The 15,177-nt window shown below is 71.4% G+C and carries 10 protein-coding genes; 6 read left to right on the forward strand and 4 right to left on the reverse strand.

What is annotated here, in order from left to right; all coding sequences use genetic code 11:
* The 4 genes from AC07AZ_RS24055 to glgB form a co-directional block, all read left to right on the forward strand.
* Positions 1-765 (forward strand): alpha-amylase family glycosyl hydrolase (locus AC07AZ_RS24055; RefSeq protein WP_478851008.1); only part of this gene is annotated, 765 nt, incomplete at its 5' end.
* Positions 762-2,462, forward strand: coding sequence for a maltose alpha-D-glucosyltransferase (gene treS, locus AC07AZ_RS24060; protein ID WP_478851010.1), 1,701 nt, complete (start codon positions 762-764; stop codon positions 2,460-2,462). The genes AC07AZ_RS24055 and treS, both read left to right, overlap by 4 nt.
* 97 nt (positions 2,463-2,559) lie before the next feature.
* Positions 2,560-3,948, forward strand: coding sequence for a maltokinase N-terminal cap-like domain-containing protein (locus tag AC07AZ_RS24065; RefSeq protein WP_478851012.1), 1,389 nt, complete (start codon positions 2,560-2,562; stop codon positions 3,946-3,948).
* Positions 3,949-3,977: 29 nt separating this feature from the next.
* Entirely contained in the window at positions 3,978-7,232 is a 3,255-nt protein-coding gene (gene glgB, locus AC07AZ_RS24070) for a 1,4-alpha-glucan branching enzyme (protein ID WP_478851014.1), read from the forward strand.
* A 250-nt stretch (positions 7,233-7,482) separates the two neighbouring features.
* Here the strand turns inward: glgB and AC07AZ_RS24075 are convergent, their stop codons facing one another.
* The 4 genes from AC07AZ_RS24075 to AC07AZ_RS24090 form a co-directional block, all read right to left on the reverse strand.
* Positions 7,483-9,729 carry a HelD family protein gene (locus AC07AZ_RS24075; protein WP_478851316.1) on the reverse strand — a complete coding sequence of 749 codons (2,247 nt, stop codon included), beginning with the start codon at positions 9,727-9,729 and terminating at the stop codon, positions 7,483-7,485.
* Positions 9,730-9,912: 183 nt separating this feature from the next.
* Entirely contained in the window at positions 9,913-10,245 is a 333-nt protein-coding gene (locus AC07AZ_RS24080) for a thioredoxin family protein (RefSeq protein ID WP_478851016.1), read from the reverse strand.
* Positions 10,242-10,670, reverse strand: coding sequence for a MerR family transcriptional regulator (locus AC07AZ_RS24085; RefSeq protein ID WP_478851018.1), 429 nt, complete (start codon positions 10,668-10,670; stop codon positions 10,242-10,244). Before AC07AZ_RS24085 ends, AC07AZ_RS24080 begins: the two co-directional genes overlap by 4 nt.
* A 275-nt stretch (positions 10,671-10,945) precedes the next feature.
* Positions 10,946-12,325, reverse strand: a complete 1,380-nt coding sequence (locus AC07AZ_RS24090) for a cation:dicarboxylate symporter family transporter (RefSeq protein ID WP_478851020.1) — start codon at positions 12,323-12,325, stop codon at positions 10,946-10,948.
* A 150-nt stretch (positions 12,326-12,475) separates the two neighbouring features.
* Here AC07AZ_RS24090 and AC07AZ_RS24095 point away from each other — a divergent pair, with 150 nt between their 5' ends.
* Both AC07AZ_RS24095 and AC07AZ_RS24100 read left to right on the forward strand, forming a co-directional pair.
* Positions 12,476-14,251, forward strand: coding sequence for a sensor histidine kinase (locus AC07AZ_RS24095; protein ID WP_478851022.1), 1,776 nt, complete (start codon positions 12,476-12,478; stop codon positions 14,249-14,251).
* Complete coding sequence (locus AC07AZ_RS24100; RefSeq protein ID WP_478851024.1) at positions 14,248-14,946, forward strand: response regulator; 699 nt, start codon at positions 14,248-14,250, stop codon at positions 14,944-14,946. The genes AC07AZ_RS24095 and AC07AZ_RS24100 overlap by 4 nt, the downstream gene beginning before the upstream one ends.
* Positions 14,947-15,177 lie beyond the last annotated feature (231 nt).

Consider the following 15,177-nt stretch of genomic DNA (forward strand, 5'->3'; position numbering starts at 1 on the left):
GCCGAGGCGTTCACCCGGCCGGCGATGATGCACACCCTGGCCCAGATCGGCTTCCAGCAGTCGTACACCTACTTCACCTGGCGCAACACCAAGCAGGAACTCACCGAGTACCTCAGCGACCTGTCGGGGGAGTCGGCCGCCTACATGCGGCCCAACTTCTTCGTCAACACCCCCGACATCCTGCACGCCTACCTCCAGCGCGGCGGCCGGCCCGCGTTCGAGGTCCGGGCCGTGCTGGCCGCCACCCTCTCCCCCACCTGGGGCGTCTACAGCGGCTACGAACTGTGCGAGAACGCACCCCTGCGCGAGGGCGGCGAGGAGTACCTCGACTCGGAGAAGTACCAGCTCAGGCACCGCGACTGGGACGCCGCCGAACGCACCGGCCGCACCATCACCCCCCTCATCACCCGGCTCAACACCATCCGGCGGGCCAGCCCCGCGCTGCGTCAGCTCCGCGATCTCCACTTCCACCATGCGGACCAGGACGCGGTGATCGCATACTCGAAGCGACAGGGTTCGAACACGGTTCTGGTGGTCGCCAACCTCGACCCCCACCACACCCAGGAGGCGACGGTCTCGTTGGACATGCCGCAACTCGGCCTGGAGTGGCACGAGTCGGTGCCGGTGCGTGACGAACTCACGGGTGAGACCTATCACTGGGGCAGGGCCAATTACGTACGCCTCGAACCGGGCACCCGACCCGCACACGTCTTCACGGTTCTGCGACCGTCCACCCCGCAGATCGGAGGGTCACCCACAATATGATCGTCAACGAGCCCGTCCCGGACACCTTCGAGGACACCCCCGCCAAGGACCGCGACCCCGACTGGTTCAAACGAGCCGTCTTCTACGAGGTCCTGGTGCGCTCCTTCCAGGACAGCAACGGCGACGGCGTCGGCGACCTCAAGGGCCTGACCGCCAAGCTCGACTACCTGCAGTGGCTGGGTATCGACTGCCTGTGGCTGCCGCCCTTCTTCAAGTCGCCGCTGCGCGACGGCGGCTACGACGTCTCGGACTACACCGCCGTCCTGCCCGAGTTCGGTGACCTCGCCGACTTCGTGGAGTTCGTCGACGCCGCCCACCAGCGCGGCATGCGGGTCATCATCGACTTCGTCATGAACCACACCAGCGACCAGCATCCGTGGTTCCAGGAGTCGCGCAAGGACCCCGACGGCCCCTACGGCGACTACTACACGTGGGCCGACGACGACAAGCAGTACCCGGACGCGCGGATCATCTTCGTCGACACCGAAGCCTCCAACTGGACCTTCGACCCGGTCCGCAAGCAGTACTACTGGCACCGCTTCTTCTCCCACCAGCCGGACCTCAACTACGAGAACCCGGCCGTCCAGGAGGAGATGATCTCCGCGCTGCGGTTCTGGCTGGACCTCGGCATCGACGGATTCCGGCTGGACGCGGTGCCGTACCTCTTCCAGGAGGAAGGCACCAACTGCGAAAACCTTCCTGCAACCCATGAGTTCCTCAAGCGGGTCCGCAAGGAGATCGACGCCTCCTACCCGGACACGGTCGTGCTGGCGGAGGCGAACCAGTGGCCCGAGGACGTCGTCGACTACTTCGGCGACTACGAGGCCGGCGGCGACGAGTGCCACATGGCGTTCCACTTCCCGGTCATGCCCCGCATCTTCATGGCCGTCCGCCGCGAGTCGCGCTACCCGGTCTCCGAGATCCTCGCCAAGACCCCGGCCATCCCCTCCGGCTGCCAGTGGGGCATCTTCCTGCGCAACCACGACGAGCTGACCCTGGAGATGGTCACCGACGAGGAACGCGACTACATGTGGGCCGAGTACGCGAAAGACCCCCGCATGCGCGCCAACATCGGCATCCGCCGCCGCCTCGCCACCCTGCTCGACAACGACCGCAACCAGATCGAGCTGTTCACCGCGCTGCTGCTGTCCCTGCCCGGCTCGCCGATCCTCTACTACGGCGACGAGATCGGCATGGGCGACAACATCTGGCTCGGCGACCGCGACGCCGTCCGCACCCCCATGCAGTGGACCCCCGACCGCAACGCCGGCTTCTCCTCCTGCGACCCCGGCCGGCTCTACCTGCCCACGATCATGGACCCGGTCTACGGCTACCAGGTCACCAACGTCGAGGCCTCCATGTCCTCGCCGTCCTCGCTCCTGCACTGGACCCGGCGCATGATCGAGATCCGCAAACAGAACCACGCCTTCGGCCTCGGCTCCTACACCGAACTCCCCTCCTCCAACCCCGCCGTCCTCGCCTTCCTCCGCGAGTACGAGGACGACCTGGTGCTGTGCGTGCACAACTTCTCGCGGTTCGCACAGCCGACGGAGCTCGATCTGAGCGCCTTCGAAGGCCGGCATCCGGTCGAGCTGTTCGGTGGGGTCCGCTTCCCGGCCATCGGCGAGCTGCCGTACCTCCTGACCCTCGCGGGACACGGCTTCTACTGGTTCCGGCTGCGCAGGGACACCGCGTAGATGCCCGCCGAACCCGGGCGGGGCGGTTTCCACCGCCCCGCCCGGGGCACCGCATCAGTAACACCCCCCGACCCCCCGGGGAAAGGACGCGACGCCCATGTCGGAAGCCGTCATCCGTACCGCCACCACCAGTCCCGGCCTCCTTGCGTCGCTGGACCCCCTGCTGCGGGAGTGGCTGCCGCGGCAGCGCTGGTTCGCGGGCAAGGGACGTCCGGTCACCGGGTTCTCGCTGGTCGCGGCCACCGAGCTGGTCCCGGCCGGCGGAAAGCTGAGCCTGCACCACCTGCTGGTGCGCGCCCACCAGCCGTCCGCGCTGGGCGGCCCGGCCCACCCGGGTGACACCTACCAGCTCCTGATAGGCGAGCGCGAGGCGCTGCCACCCCGGCTGGCGCCCGCGCTCATCGGACACGCACAGGACGGCCCGTTCGCCGGACACACGGTCTACGACGCCCTGTACGACGCCCGGCCCGCCGGACTGCTCCTGGAGGCACTGCGCACCGGGACCAGGATCGGCGGGCTGCGTTTCGAGCGGGACCCGAACCAGGAGATCCGCGACGGACTCGTCCCACGCCTGATGACCGCCGAGCAGTCCAACTCGTCGATCGTCTACGGAGACACGTTCATCCTGAAGCTGCTGCGCCGGATCGTGCCCGGCGTGAACCCCGACCTGGAACTGCCGCTGGCGCTGGCCCGGGAGGGCTGCCCGCGGGTGCCCGCGCCGACGGGATGGCTGCGGGCGGAGCTGGCCGGCCAGTCGTACGTCCTCGGCGTGCTGCAGCCCTTCGTGCAGGGCGCCTCAGACGGCTGGGAGCTGGCGCTGCGCGAACTCGCCAAGGGCGAGGACTTCGGCACCGAGGCGCGCGAACTGGGCCGGGCCACCGCCGAGGTGCACACCGCGCTCGCCCGGGCCCTGCCCACCGTCACCCTCGGCCACAGCCAGGTGGAACTGCTGGTCGACGGCATGATCGAGCGCCTCGACCTCGCCGCGCAGGCGGTGCCCGCGCTCCGGCCGTACGCCCCCGGCCTGCGCTCCGCCTTCACCGCGCTGGCCGACCTGGCCGCCGAGGGCCGCACCTGGACCGCCCAGCGCATCCACGGCGACCTGCACCTCGGCCAGTGCCTGCGCTCGCCGACCGGACAGTGGTCCCTGATCGACTTCGAGGGCGAGCCGTCGAAGCCGCTGGCCGAACGCCGGATGCCCCAGCCGACCGGGCGGGACATCGCGGGGATGCTGCGCTCCTTCGACTACGCGGCGCACTCCGCGGAGGTGCCGGTACCGGGCTGGGCGGAGACCTGCCGGGCCGCGTACTGCTCCGGGTACGCGGACGTGGCCGGCCGCGATCCGCGCACCGACCCCGTGCTGTTGCGCGCCTACGAGACGGACAAAGCCGTCTACGAAGTCCTCTACGAGGCGCGGCACCGTCCCGACTGGCTGCCGGTACCGCTGTCCGCGGTGCGCCGCCTCGCCTCACCCGACCTGTCCTGACCTCACCCTGCGCCCAGGAGGCACCACCCGTGACCCCCCGCCCCCCGTCCAGCGGTCCGGATCCGAAGAAGACGGCCGAGGAAAGCACCAGCACCGCGCAGCCGGCCGCCGCGCAGAAGAAGAGGTCCGTGAGGAAGAGCGCGGAGAAAGGCGTGGAGACGGCCCGCAGGGCCGTGAAGAAGGCCGCCGAGAAGACGGTGGAGACGGTCGAGGCGGTCGCCGGGGAGAAGCCCCCGGCTAAGAAGACGACGAAGACGACGACTGCGAGGAAGACCCCGGCGACCAGGGCCTCGGCTACGAAGACGGTCGCGAAGGAGGTCCCGGCGACCAACGCTTCGCCGGAGAAGACGGCCGCGAAGAAGGCCGTGGCGAAGAAGACGGCCGTGGCCGAGAAGACGGCCGTGGCGAAGAAGACCGTGGCGGAGAAGACGGCAGCCGGAACCACCGCGGCGAAGAAGACCCCGGCGCGGAAGGCCACGGCCGAGAAGACGGCCAAGAAGACGGTGGCCCGGACGGCGGCCGTCTCCAGCACTCCGGAGACCAGGACGGTCGTCGCGAAGAAGGCCGCGACGAAGAAGGCGACCACGAAGAAGGCGGCCGCCGAGAAGGCGACCGCCGGGGCGGCGGCGGGCGAGGCGGCGGCCGGTCCCAAGGACGCGGCGAAGAAGGCCGTCACCAAGAAGACCGTCACGAAGAAGGCCGCTCCGACGAAGACCGCCGCGGTGAAGAAGGCAGCGGCCGAGCGGGCGGTGGCCGAGACGGCGGCAGCAACGACGGCTGAGACGGCCGTCGGTCCGAAGGACGCGGCCAGGAAGACCGTGACGAAGAAGGCGGCCGCGACGAAGGCAGCCGCCAAAAAGACCGCCGCCAAGAAGACCATCGCGAAGAAGGTCATCGCGAAGACGACGACGGCGAAGAAGGCGACGGCGAAGAAGGCGACGGCGAAGAAGGCGGCCGCCGAGCAGATCGCCGACGAGCCGGTCGCGGCGGTTGCGGCGGCGGAGGCCGCGGCGACACCGGCGGAAGCCGCGGCGGCCGAGGCCCCCGCCCACACCCCCACCCCCGCCGAGGACTCCGGCGACGCGCCGACCCCCTTCTCGCCCGCCGTCGACATCGGTGACCGCTGGCGGCTGCTCGACGGGGCGCACCACGCCCCGCACTCCGTGCTCGGCGCGCACCCGGCGCCCGGTGGCGGGATCGTCTTCCGGGCGTTCCGGCCGTACGCCCTGTCCGTGGCGGTCGTCGTCGGCGAGTCGCGGACGGAGCTGCACGACGACGGGGACGGGTTCTTCTCCGGGGTGCTGCCGCTCGACACGGTCCCCGGCTACCGCCTGCTCGTCGCCTACGAGGAGACGGTCCAGGAGACCGAGGACGCCTACCGCTTCCTGCCCGCGCTCGGTGACCTCGACCTGCACCTGATCGGTGAGGGCCGGCACGAGGAGCTGTGGAAGGCGCTGGGCGCCGAGCCGATGACGCACCAGGGCGTGGACGGCACCCGCTTCACGGTGTGGGCGCCGAACGCGCGGGGCGTGCGGGTGGCCGGCACCTTCAACTTCTGGAACGCGACCGGTCACCCCATGCGCTCGCTCGGCGGGACCGGCGTGTGGGAGCTGTTCGTGCCCGGCGTCGGCGAGGGCGAGCTGTACAAGTTCGAGATCACCCGGCCCGACGGTTCCAAGACGCTGCGGGCCGACCCGATGGCCCGCCGCACCGAGGTGCCGCCGCTGACGTCGTCGGTCGTCCACACCTCGCGCCACGTCTGGCAGGACGAGGAGTGGCTCGCCCGCCGCGCCGAGCGGCCCGCGCACAAGGCGCCCTTCTCGGTGTACGAGGTGCATCTGGCGTCCTGGCGGCCGGGGTTGACCTACCGCGAGCTGGCGGAGGAACTGCCGTCGTACGTCAAGGACCTGGGCTTCACGCACGTCGAGCTGATGCCCGTAGCGGAGCACCCCTTCGGCGGGTCCTGGGGCTACCAGGTCACCGGGTTCTACGCCCCCACCGCGCGCCTCGGTGACCCGGACGACTTCAAGTACCTCGTCGACGCCCTGCACCGGGCCGGCATCGGCGTGATCATGGACTGGGTGCCCGCTCACTTCCCGCGGGACTCCTGGGCGCTGGCCGAGTTCGACGGCCGCCCGCTGTACGAGCACGAGAACCCGCTGCGTTCCGCCCATCCGGACTGGGGCACCCTGGAGTTCGACTACGGCCGGCGCGAGGTGCGCAACTTCCTGGTCGCGAACGCCGTGTACTGGTGCGAGGAGTTCCACATCGACGGGCTGCGGGTGGACGCCGTCGCCTCGATGCTCTACCTCGACTACTCGCGCGAGCCGGGCCAGTGGGTGCCCAACGAGCACGGCGGCCGGGAGAACCTGGACGCGGTGGCGTTCCTGCAGGAGATGAACGCGACGGTCTACCGGCGGGTCCCGGGCGTGCTGACGGTCGCCGAGGAGTCCACGGCGTGGGACGGCGTCACCCGGGCCACCCACCACATGGGTCCGGGCGGCTTCGGCGGTCTCGGCTTCGGCCTGAAGTGGAACATGGGCTGGATGCACGACTCGCTCGACTACATGAGCCACCAGCCGGTCCACCGCAAGTACCACCACCACGAGATGACGTTCTCGATGGTGTACGCGTACAGCGAGAACTACGTCCTGCCGATCTCGCACGACGAGGTCGTGCACGGCAAGGGCTCGCTGGTGTCGAAGATGCCCGGCGACTGGTGGCAGCAACGGGCCAACCTGCGGGCGTACCTGGCGTTCATGTGGGCCCATCCAGGCAAGCAACTGATCTTCATGGGCCAGGAGTTCGCCCAGGGCACCGAATGGTCCGAGGAGCGCGGCCCCGACTGGTGGCTGCTCGACCCGGCGTACGGCGCGGAGGCCGACCACCGGGGGGTCAGGGACCTGGTCCGCGACCTGAACACCCTCTACCGGCACACACCCGCGCTGTGGCAGCAGGACACCGACCCGTCCGGTTTCCAGTGGGTGGTGGGCGACGCGGCGGAGGACAACGTCTTCGCGTTCCTGCGCTTCGACGCGGACGGCAGCCCGCTCCTCGCGGTGTCGAACCTCGCCCCCGTGGTCCGCCACGAGTACCGTCTCGGCGTCCCGGACGACATCCCGGCCTGGCACGAGATCCTCAACACCGACACCGCGAAGTACGGCGGCAGCGACGTCCACCACCCGGACCCGGTCAAACCGGAACCCCAGGGCTGGCACGGCCGCCCCGCCAGCATCAGGCTCACCCTGCCACCTCTGTCGACGGTGTGGCTGCGCCCGGCGTAGTCGTAGCCCGTCAGACCCTCCAGCCTGTCCGGCGCTTGAGGGCGAGGCCCGTCAAACCCTCCAGCCCATCCGGCGCTTGAGGACGAGGCCCGTCAAACCCTCCAGCCCATCCGGCGCTTGAGGACGAGGCCCTTCGGGCCGAAAGGGGGTCCGGGGGCGGCAGCCCCCGGGACGGGAAGGGAAGGGGCGGCGGGGGCGACATCCCTCGTCGCCCCCGCGACGCCCCGCTCCCCGCCCCCGCGACGCCCCGTTACCCGGCGACGCGGCCCCCCGCGTCGGCGACCGCGTCGCCCAGCGCCACCGGCAACGCCCCCGTGTGCAACACCCCCAGCCGCTGCGTGGCCCGCGTCAACGCCACGTACAGGTCGCTCGTCCCGTACCGCCCCGGCTCCACCACGAGCACGGAGTCGAACTCCAGCCCCTTGGACTGCCGCGGGTCGAGCAGGACGACGGTCCGGGTGAGGTCGGGCTCGGCGCCCGCGGTCACGCCGTCCAGTCGCGCGGCCAGCTTCCGGTGCAGGTCGCGCGGGGCGATCACGGCGAGCCGGCCCTCGGCCGGGGTCAGCTCCCCGACGGCCTTGGCGACCGCGCCGGGCAGGTCGTCGGTGGCGCGCACCCACGGCCGTACCCCCGTCGACCGCACCGAGCTCGGCGGTTCGAAGCCGGGGTGCTCCGCGCGGACCACCGCCGCGGCGACGTCCATGATCTCGGCGGGCGTACGGTAGTTGACGCCGAGCCGGGTGTGCTCCCAGCGGTCGCCGACGTACGGTTCGAGGATGCCGGACCAGGAGCCGACGCCCGCCGCCTCCGCGGTCTGGGCGGGGTCGCCGACCAGCGTCATCGAACGGGTCGGGCTGCGCCGCATGAGCAGCCGCCAGGCCATCGGCGACAGTTCCTGCGCCTCGTCGACGATGATGTGCCCGAACGCCCAGGTGCGGTCGGCCGCCGCGCGCTCGGCCGCGCTGCGGTGGTCGTCCTCCTCGTGGCGTTCGGCGAAGCGTTCGGCGTCGATGATGTCGTGCGCGGACAGGACCTCGGAGTCCTCCTCCTCCTTGTCGTCGAACTCGTAGGTCCGCGAGGCGAAGGAGACGTCGAGGACTCCCTGGGCGTAGGCGATCTGCGTCTCGCGTTCGCGTTCGGCGAGCGCCCGGGCCAACCGGGCGTCCTCGCCCAGCAGTTCGGCCGCCTCGTCGAGCAGTGGCACGTCCGCCACGGTCCACGCCCGGGTCACGGGACGGCGGACGGCGTCCGCGTCCTCGGCGCCGAGGTGGCTCTCGGGGGCGGCCAGGAAGTCCGCGACGAGCCGGCGCGGGGTCAGCCGCGGCCACAACTGGTCGATGGCGGACCAGACTTCGGGGTTGCCGGCGAGTTCGTCGCGGATCTGCGTGATGTCACTGGGGTCGAGGAGGTTCGAGCCGTCGTAGGGGTCCGTGCCGATGCGTTCGGCGACCATGTCGGTGAGCGTGTTGAGGATGTGTCCCTCGAAGTGCTCGCGCGCCACGTTGTGCGGCAGGTTCGCCTCCCGGGTGCGCTCGCGGGCGACGTTCACCAGGCCGTCGTCGAGCATCAGGACCTCGCGGTCGTGCTCGATGGTGATCACCGGGTCGGGCAGTTTCTGCCGGTCGCGTACGACGGCGGCGAGGACGTCCGCCATGGCCGCGCGGCCCTTGACGGCGGCGGCCCGGGGCGTGTCCGTCGCGGTCGCCTTCACGCCGGGGAAGAGTTCGCCGACGGTCGCCAGGAGCACGCCGGTCTCGCCCAGCGAGGGCAGCACCTCCCCGATGTAGCCGAGGAAGGCGGGGTTGGGTCCGACGATCAGGACGGCCCGCTTGGCGAGCAGTTCCCGGTGCTCGTACAGCAGGTACGCCGCCCGGTGCAGGGCGACGGCCGTCTTGCCGGTGCCCGGGCCGCCCTCGACGACCAGCACCCCGCGGTGCGGGGCGCGGATGATCTCGTCCTGTTCGGCCTGGATGGTCTGCACGATGTCGCTCATCCGGCCGGTGCGGGCCGAGTCGAGCGCGGCGAGCAGCACGGCGTCGCCGGTGGGGTCCTCGTGACCGGTGCGCTCCTGGTCGCCGAGGTCGAGGATCTCGTCGTGCAGGGCGGTGACCCGGCGCCCCTCGGTGGTGAGGTGCCGGCGCCGGCGCAGACCCATCGGGGTGTGGCCGGTGGCGAGGTAGAAGGGGCGGGCGACGTCGGCCCGCCAGTCGATGAGGATCGGGGTGCGCTCGGCGTCGTCGACGCGCAGGCCGATCCGGCCGATGTGGTGGCTGACGCCCGAGGTGAGGTCGATGCGGCCGAAGCAGAGGGAGCCGTCCACCGCGTTGAGCGCGGCGAGCAGTCCCGACCGCTCGGCGACCAGGATGTCCCGTTCCAGGCGGGCCTGCATGGGCGTGTTGCCCTGGGTGAGCGCGTCCGTGAGGGCGCCCTCGGTGTCGCCACGCAGGGCGTCCACACGCGCGTACAGCCCGTCGACGAATTCCTGCTCGCGCCGCAATTCACTGTCTGGAAAGTCGGTGTTTGACAATTCCACTCCCGCCCGGATATACTCTGCTCACTGAACTTATTGCGACCTAACTCCCGTGAAGTCGCGAACCATTGAATATACCCAGAGAAATCCCCCGAGCGCAATTGCTCGGGGGATTTCCTCATTTCCGGCGGGGCCGCGGGGCGGTCTGGGTCACAGGACGTCCGACAGCTCCTCCAGGAGCCGCCGCTTGGGCCGCGCCCCCACCATCGACTTCACCGGCTCGCCGCCCCTGAACACCATGAACGTCGGCATCGACAGCACCCGGTAGGCGTTCGTCGTCGTCGGATTGGTGTCCACGTCCAGTTGTACGACCTTGAGCCGCTCGCCCTCCTCCGCGGCGAGGGCGGTCAGCACCGGCCCCATCTGCCGGCACGGCGGACACCAGTCGGCGGTGAATTCCACCAGCACCGGCCGGTCCGCCCCGATCACCTCGGTCTCGAAGTCCGCGTCCGTCACCTCGGTCACGCCCGCCGCCCTGATCATTGTCTCCGCCCTCCCAGTTCACACACGGGCTCCGGACCTCCCGGAGCCAGCGCCTCGGCCGCCAGCTCGTCACGGGCCCGCTCGGCCCGCACGAGCTGCTCACCGACCTTCGCCCGCACGTCACGCAGTTCGCCGATCAGCTCGTCGAGTTCGTCGAGCTTGCGCCGGTAGACCGCGAGCGAGGCGGGACACGCGTCGCCCTCCGGATGCCCGGCCCGCAGACACTCCACGAAGGGCCGGGTCTCCTCCAGGTCGAACCCGAAGTCCTGGAGCGTCCTGATCTGCCGCAGCAGCTTCAGGTCGTCCTCGTCGTACGTCCGGTACCCGTTGCCGCCCCGCCGTGCGGGCAGCAGCCCCCGGGACTCGTAGTACCGCAGCGTCCGCGTCGTGGTCCCGGCCCGTGCGGCCAGCTCGCCGATTCGCATACGGACGAACGTAAGCCTTGACCCCGACGTCAAGGCAACAGCGCCGGCACACGGAAAGGGCCGCCCGCCGAGGAGGCGGGCGGCCCTGCGCACCGTATGCCGGTGAGGAGGGGGGAAGGGGACCGGGCGACCGAGCCACGGGGGAGTACTCGGCCGCCCGGAGACGGTGGGTCGGAGGCCGGCGGGCCGGGGGGCCGCCGTGGGGTGGGCGGGAGCCGCCGTGGGGTGGGCGGGAGCCGCCGTGCGGTGGGCGGGCGGCGCCTGCCGACGCCTCCTCAGGCTCGGGCGAGTTCCTTCTCTCCGCCCTGCTCGGGCACACCGGCGGTGGTGGCCTCGTCGTCGTCCAGGAGCGTCTTCTCGTCGAAGGGGAGCTGCCCGGCGAGCACCTGGTCCACGCGCTCGCGGTCGATCTCCTTCGTCCAGGTGCCGATCAGGACGGTGGCGACCGCGTTGCCCGCGAAGTTCGTCAGGGCGCGGGCCTCGCTCATGAAGCGGTCGATGCCGACGATCAGGCCGATGCCGTCCACCAGCGCCGGCTTGTGCGACTGGAGACCGCCCGCCAGCGTGGCCATGCCCGCGCCGGTCACGCCGGCCGCGCCCTTGGAGGCGACGAACAGGAAGAGCAGCAGCGGGATCTGCTCGCCCACCGACATCGGCGTGCCCATGGCGTCGGCGATGAACAGGGACGCCATGGTCATGTAGATCATGGTGCCGTCGAGGTTGAAGGAGTAGCCGGTCGGGACGGTGATGCCGACCACCGGCTTGCTGACGCCCAGGTGCTCCATCTTCGCGATGAGCCGCGGCAGCGCCGACTCGGACGACGAGGTCGACAGGATCAGCAGGAACTCGCGGCCCAGGTACCTGAACAGGGTGAGGATGTTGAGGCCCGCGACCAGCCGCAGCAGCGTGCCGAGCACGATGAAGACGAAGAGGAAGCAGGTGGCGTAGAAGCCGAGCATCAGCACGGCGAGACTCTTCAGGGCGTCGACGCCCGCCGAGCCGACGACGGCCGCCATCGCGCCGAACGCGCCGACCGGCGCCGCCCACATCACCATCGCGAGGATGCGGAAGACGAGCCGCTGGATGTGCTCGACCCCGCGCAGTACCGGCTGTCCGGCCGGGCCCATGGCCTGCAGCGCGAAGCCGGTGAGCAGTGCGACCAGCAGGGTCTGGAGCACCTCGCCCTCGGTGAAGGCGGACACGATCGTGGTCGGGATGATGCCGAGCAGGAAGTCGGTGGTGTTCTTCGCCTCCGCGTCGACCTGTGCGTGACCGACGTCCTTGATCGCGTCGGTCACCGCGAGGCCGGTGCCCGGCTCCAGGATGTTGCCGACGACCAGACCGATGGCCAGGGCGACCAGCGACATGATCGTGAAGTACAGCAGGGCGATACCGCCGACCGCGCCGACCCTGGCGGCCTTGCGCACCGAGCCGATGCCCAGCACGATCGTGCAGAAGATGATCGGCGAGATCATCATCTTGATCAGGTTGACGAAGCCCGTACCGAGGGGCTTCAGCTCGACCGCGAAGTCCGGCGCGACCAGACCGACGGTGATTCCGATGGCGACCGCGACGATCACCGCGATGTAGAGGTAGTGGGTGCGGTCCCGCTTGGCGGGGGGTGCGGCGGATGCCGTATCGGCTGCGCTGGTCACGGCGGCCCTCCTTGACGACGTCGTCGGCCTTACCGGCGTGCGGCTCACGTCCGGGGGTTCAGGGGAATGTCGTGACTATCTCCCGGCCTGTGAAGGCGGTCACCCTTCCGTTCATTTAGTTCACACCGACATCGGAGGCAGACTGACGGCATGCGCATCCCCGTCCCCCGGCCCCGCAGCCTGGCCGGCCAGCTCTTCGGCATGCAGGCCGTGCTGATAGCGGTCCTGGTCGCCGGCTACGCGCTGTTCACCTACGTCAGCGACCGCAGCCAGGCCCAGGACGCGGCGGGCCGCCAGGCGGTGGCGGTGGCCCGGTCGGTCGCGGACGCCCCCTCCGTCCGGGCGGCGATCGGCACCGCCGACCCCTCGGCCACCCTCCAGCCGTACGCCCTGCGGGTCCAGCGGGACACCGGGGTCGACTTCGTCACGATCATGAACCCGCAGGGCATCCGCTGGACGCACCCGAGGCCCGACCAGATCGGCCTGCACTTCCGCGGCAACATCGACCGGGCGCTGCGCGGCGACACCTTCACCGAGACGTTCACCGGCACCCTCGGCGCGTCGGTCCGGGCGGTCACCCCGGTCGAGGACGACGACCAGCGGGTCATCGGCCTGGTCAGCGCCGGCATCAAGGTCGAGGCGATCAGCAAGCGGGTGCAGGGCCAGGTGACGGCGCTGCTCGCGGCCGCGGCCGGCGCCCTCGCGCTGGGCGCGTTCGGCACGTACGTGATCAACGCCCGGCTGCGCCGTCACACGCACGGCATGAACGCGGCCGAGCTCAGTCACATGCACGACTACCACCAGGCCGCGCTGCACGCCGTACGCGAGGGGCTGCTGATGTTGGACGGGCAGTACCGTGTGGCGCTCATCAACGACGGCGGACGGGAGTTGCTGGGGGTGGGAGGTGACGTGGTGGGCAGGTCCGTCGCGGACCTCGGGCTGCCGGCCCCGCTGACGGGGGCGCTGCTGGCGTCCGGGCCGAGGGTGGACGAGGTGCTGCTGACGGCGGACCGCGTGCTGGTGGTGAACACCTCGCCGGTGTCCGGTGGAGAGCGCCGGGGCACGGTCGTCACCCTCCGCGATGTCACCGAACTCCAGTCCCTCATGGGCGAGTTGGACTCCGAACGCGGCTTCACCCAGGCCCTCCGCTCGCAGGCGCACGAGGCGGCCAACCGCCTGCACACGGTCGTCTCGCTGATCGAACTGGGCCGGGCCGAGGAGGCGGTGGACTTCGCGACCGCCGAACTCGAACTGGCCCAGACCCTCACCGACCAGGTGGTCTCCGCGGTCGGCGAGCCGGTACTGGCGGCCCTGCTGCTCGGCAAGACGGCCCAGGCCAACGAGCGGGGCGTGGAGCTGGTGGTGTCCGAGGACAGCAGCCTCGACGACGGTCTGCTCCCGGCGTCGCTGCCCGCCCGGGACCTGGTGACGATCCTCGGCAACCTGATCGACAACGCGGTGGACGCGGCGCAGGGCAGCGTGCCGGCCCGGGTGACGGTGACGGCCTACACGGACGGTTCCTCGCTGGTGCTGCGGGTGTCGGACACCGGCGCGGGCGTCGACCCGGCCCACACCGAGGCCGTCTTCCGGCGCGGGTTCTCCACGAAACCGGCGGGACCGGGCGGCCGGGGCCTTGGTCTCGCCCTGGTCCGCCAGGCGGTGCACCGCCACGACGGCACCCTGTCGGTCACGGCTGCCGACGAGGGCGGCGCGCTGTTCGAGGTCCGGCTCGCGCTGGGCGAGGACGCGGAGCGGGCGGCGGACACCGCGACGGCGGGCACTCCGGAGGCCACGAGGACGGGCACCGCCGGGGCCGCGACGGCGGGCACTCCGGGGGCCTCGGCGGGCACCCCCGGGGCGCCCGCCGAGGGCGGCCCCGCCGAACGGGCCGCCGTGAGCGGCACTGCCCCTGGAGGCGACGCATGACGACCGAGCAGCCCATCCGTGTCCTGGTCGTCGAGGACGATCCCGTCGCCGCCGACGCCCACGTCCTGTACGTCGGCCGGGTGCCGGGGTTCGTGGCCGTGGGCAGGGCGCACACCGGCGCGGAGGCGCGCCGCGCGCTGGAGCGGACGGCGGTGGACCTGCTGCTTCTGGACCTGCACCTGCCGGACGTGCACGGGCTGCAGCTGGCCCGCTCGCTGCGGGCGGCGGGACATCAGGCGGACGTGATCGCCGTGACGTCGGCCCGTGACCTGGCGGTGGTGCGGGAGGGCGTGTCGCTGGGCGTCGTGCAGTACGTGCTCAAGCCGTTCACGTTCGGCACGCTGCGCGACCGGCTGATCCGCTACGCGGAGTTCCACGCGGCGGCGGGTGAGGCCAGCGGCCAGGACGAGGTCGACCGGGCGCTCGCGACCCTCCGGGCCCCCGGCCCCGCGGCGCTGCCGAAGGGCCTGAGCGCGCCGACCCTGGAGCGGGTGACGGTCGCGCTGCGGGACAGCGCGGAGGGCTTCACGGCGACGGGCGTCGCGGAGACGGTGGGAATCTCCCGCATCACCGCCCGGCGCTATCTGGAACACCTGGTGGACGGCGGCCGGGCGGAGCGCAAGCCGCTCTACGGACAGGTGGGCAGACCCGAACTGGTGTACCGCTGGGTCCGGACGACGGGCCCGGCCCGCTGAACGACGCCTCCGACCACCCCGCGCGGGGCGGCGGCGAGGGTTCGGTTTGCGCCGCGCTTTCCCGGCGTCCGGGCGGGCGTCCGCCGGGCCGGGCGTGCCGTACACCTCTTCGGCGTCCGTCACTGTGGGCGACCCGCGCGGTCGCCGGCCGTCGTGGGGTGCGGGCGTCCGGGCGGCTGCGGGCGCGGGTGAATATGCCGCCCCGCCTTGCCATTCGCCGGTTGCGGGGAG

It is taken from the genome of Streptomyces sp. NPDC043878 (assembly GCF_056435735.1).

What these genes read in the sequence shown, in the direction of transcription:
- AC07AZ_RS24080 (WP_478851016.1), bottom strand. Translation starts at nt 10,245, where the DNA reads ATGATCAGGGCGGCGGGCGTGACCGAGGTGACGGACGCGGACTTCGAG.
- AC07AZ_RS24100 (WP_478851024.1), top strand. Translation starts at nt 14,248, where the DNA reads ATGACGACCGAGCAGCCCATCCGTGTCCTGGTCGTCGAGGACGATCCC.
- treS (WP_478851010.1), top strand. Translation starts at nt 762, where the DNA reads ATGATCGTCAACGAGCCCGTCCCGGACACCTTCGAGGACACCCCCGCC.
- AC07AZ_RS24085 (WP_478851018.1), bottom strand. Translation starts at nt 10,670, where the DNA reads ATGCGAATCGGCGAGCTGGCCGCACGGGCCGGGACCACGACGCGGACG.
- AC07AZ_RS24065 (WP_478851012.1), top strand. Translation starts at nt 2,560, where the DNA reads ATGTCGGAAGCCGTCATCCGTACCGCCACCACCAGTCCCGGCCTCCTT.
- AC07AZ_RS24095 (WP_478851022.1), top strand. Translation starts at nt 12,476, where the DNA reads ATGCGCATCCCCGTCCCCCGGCCCCGCAGCCTGGCCGGCCAGCTCTTC.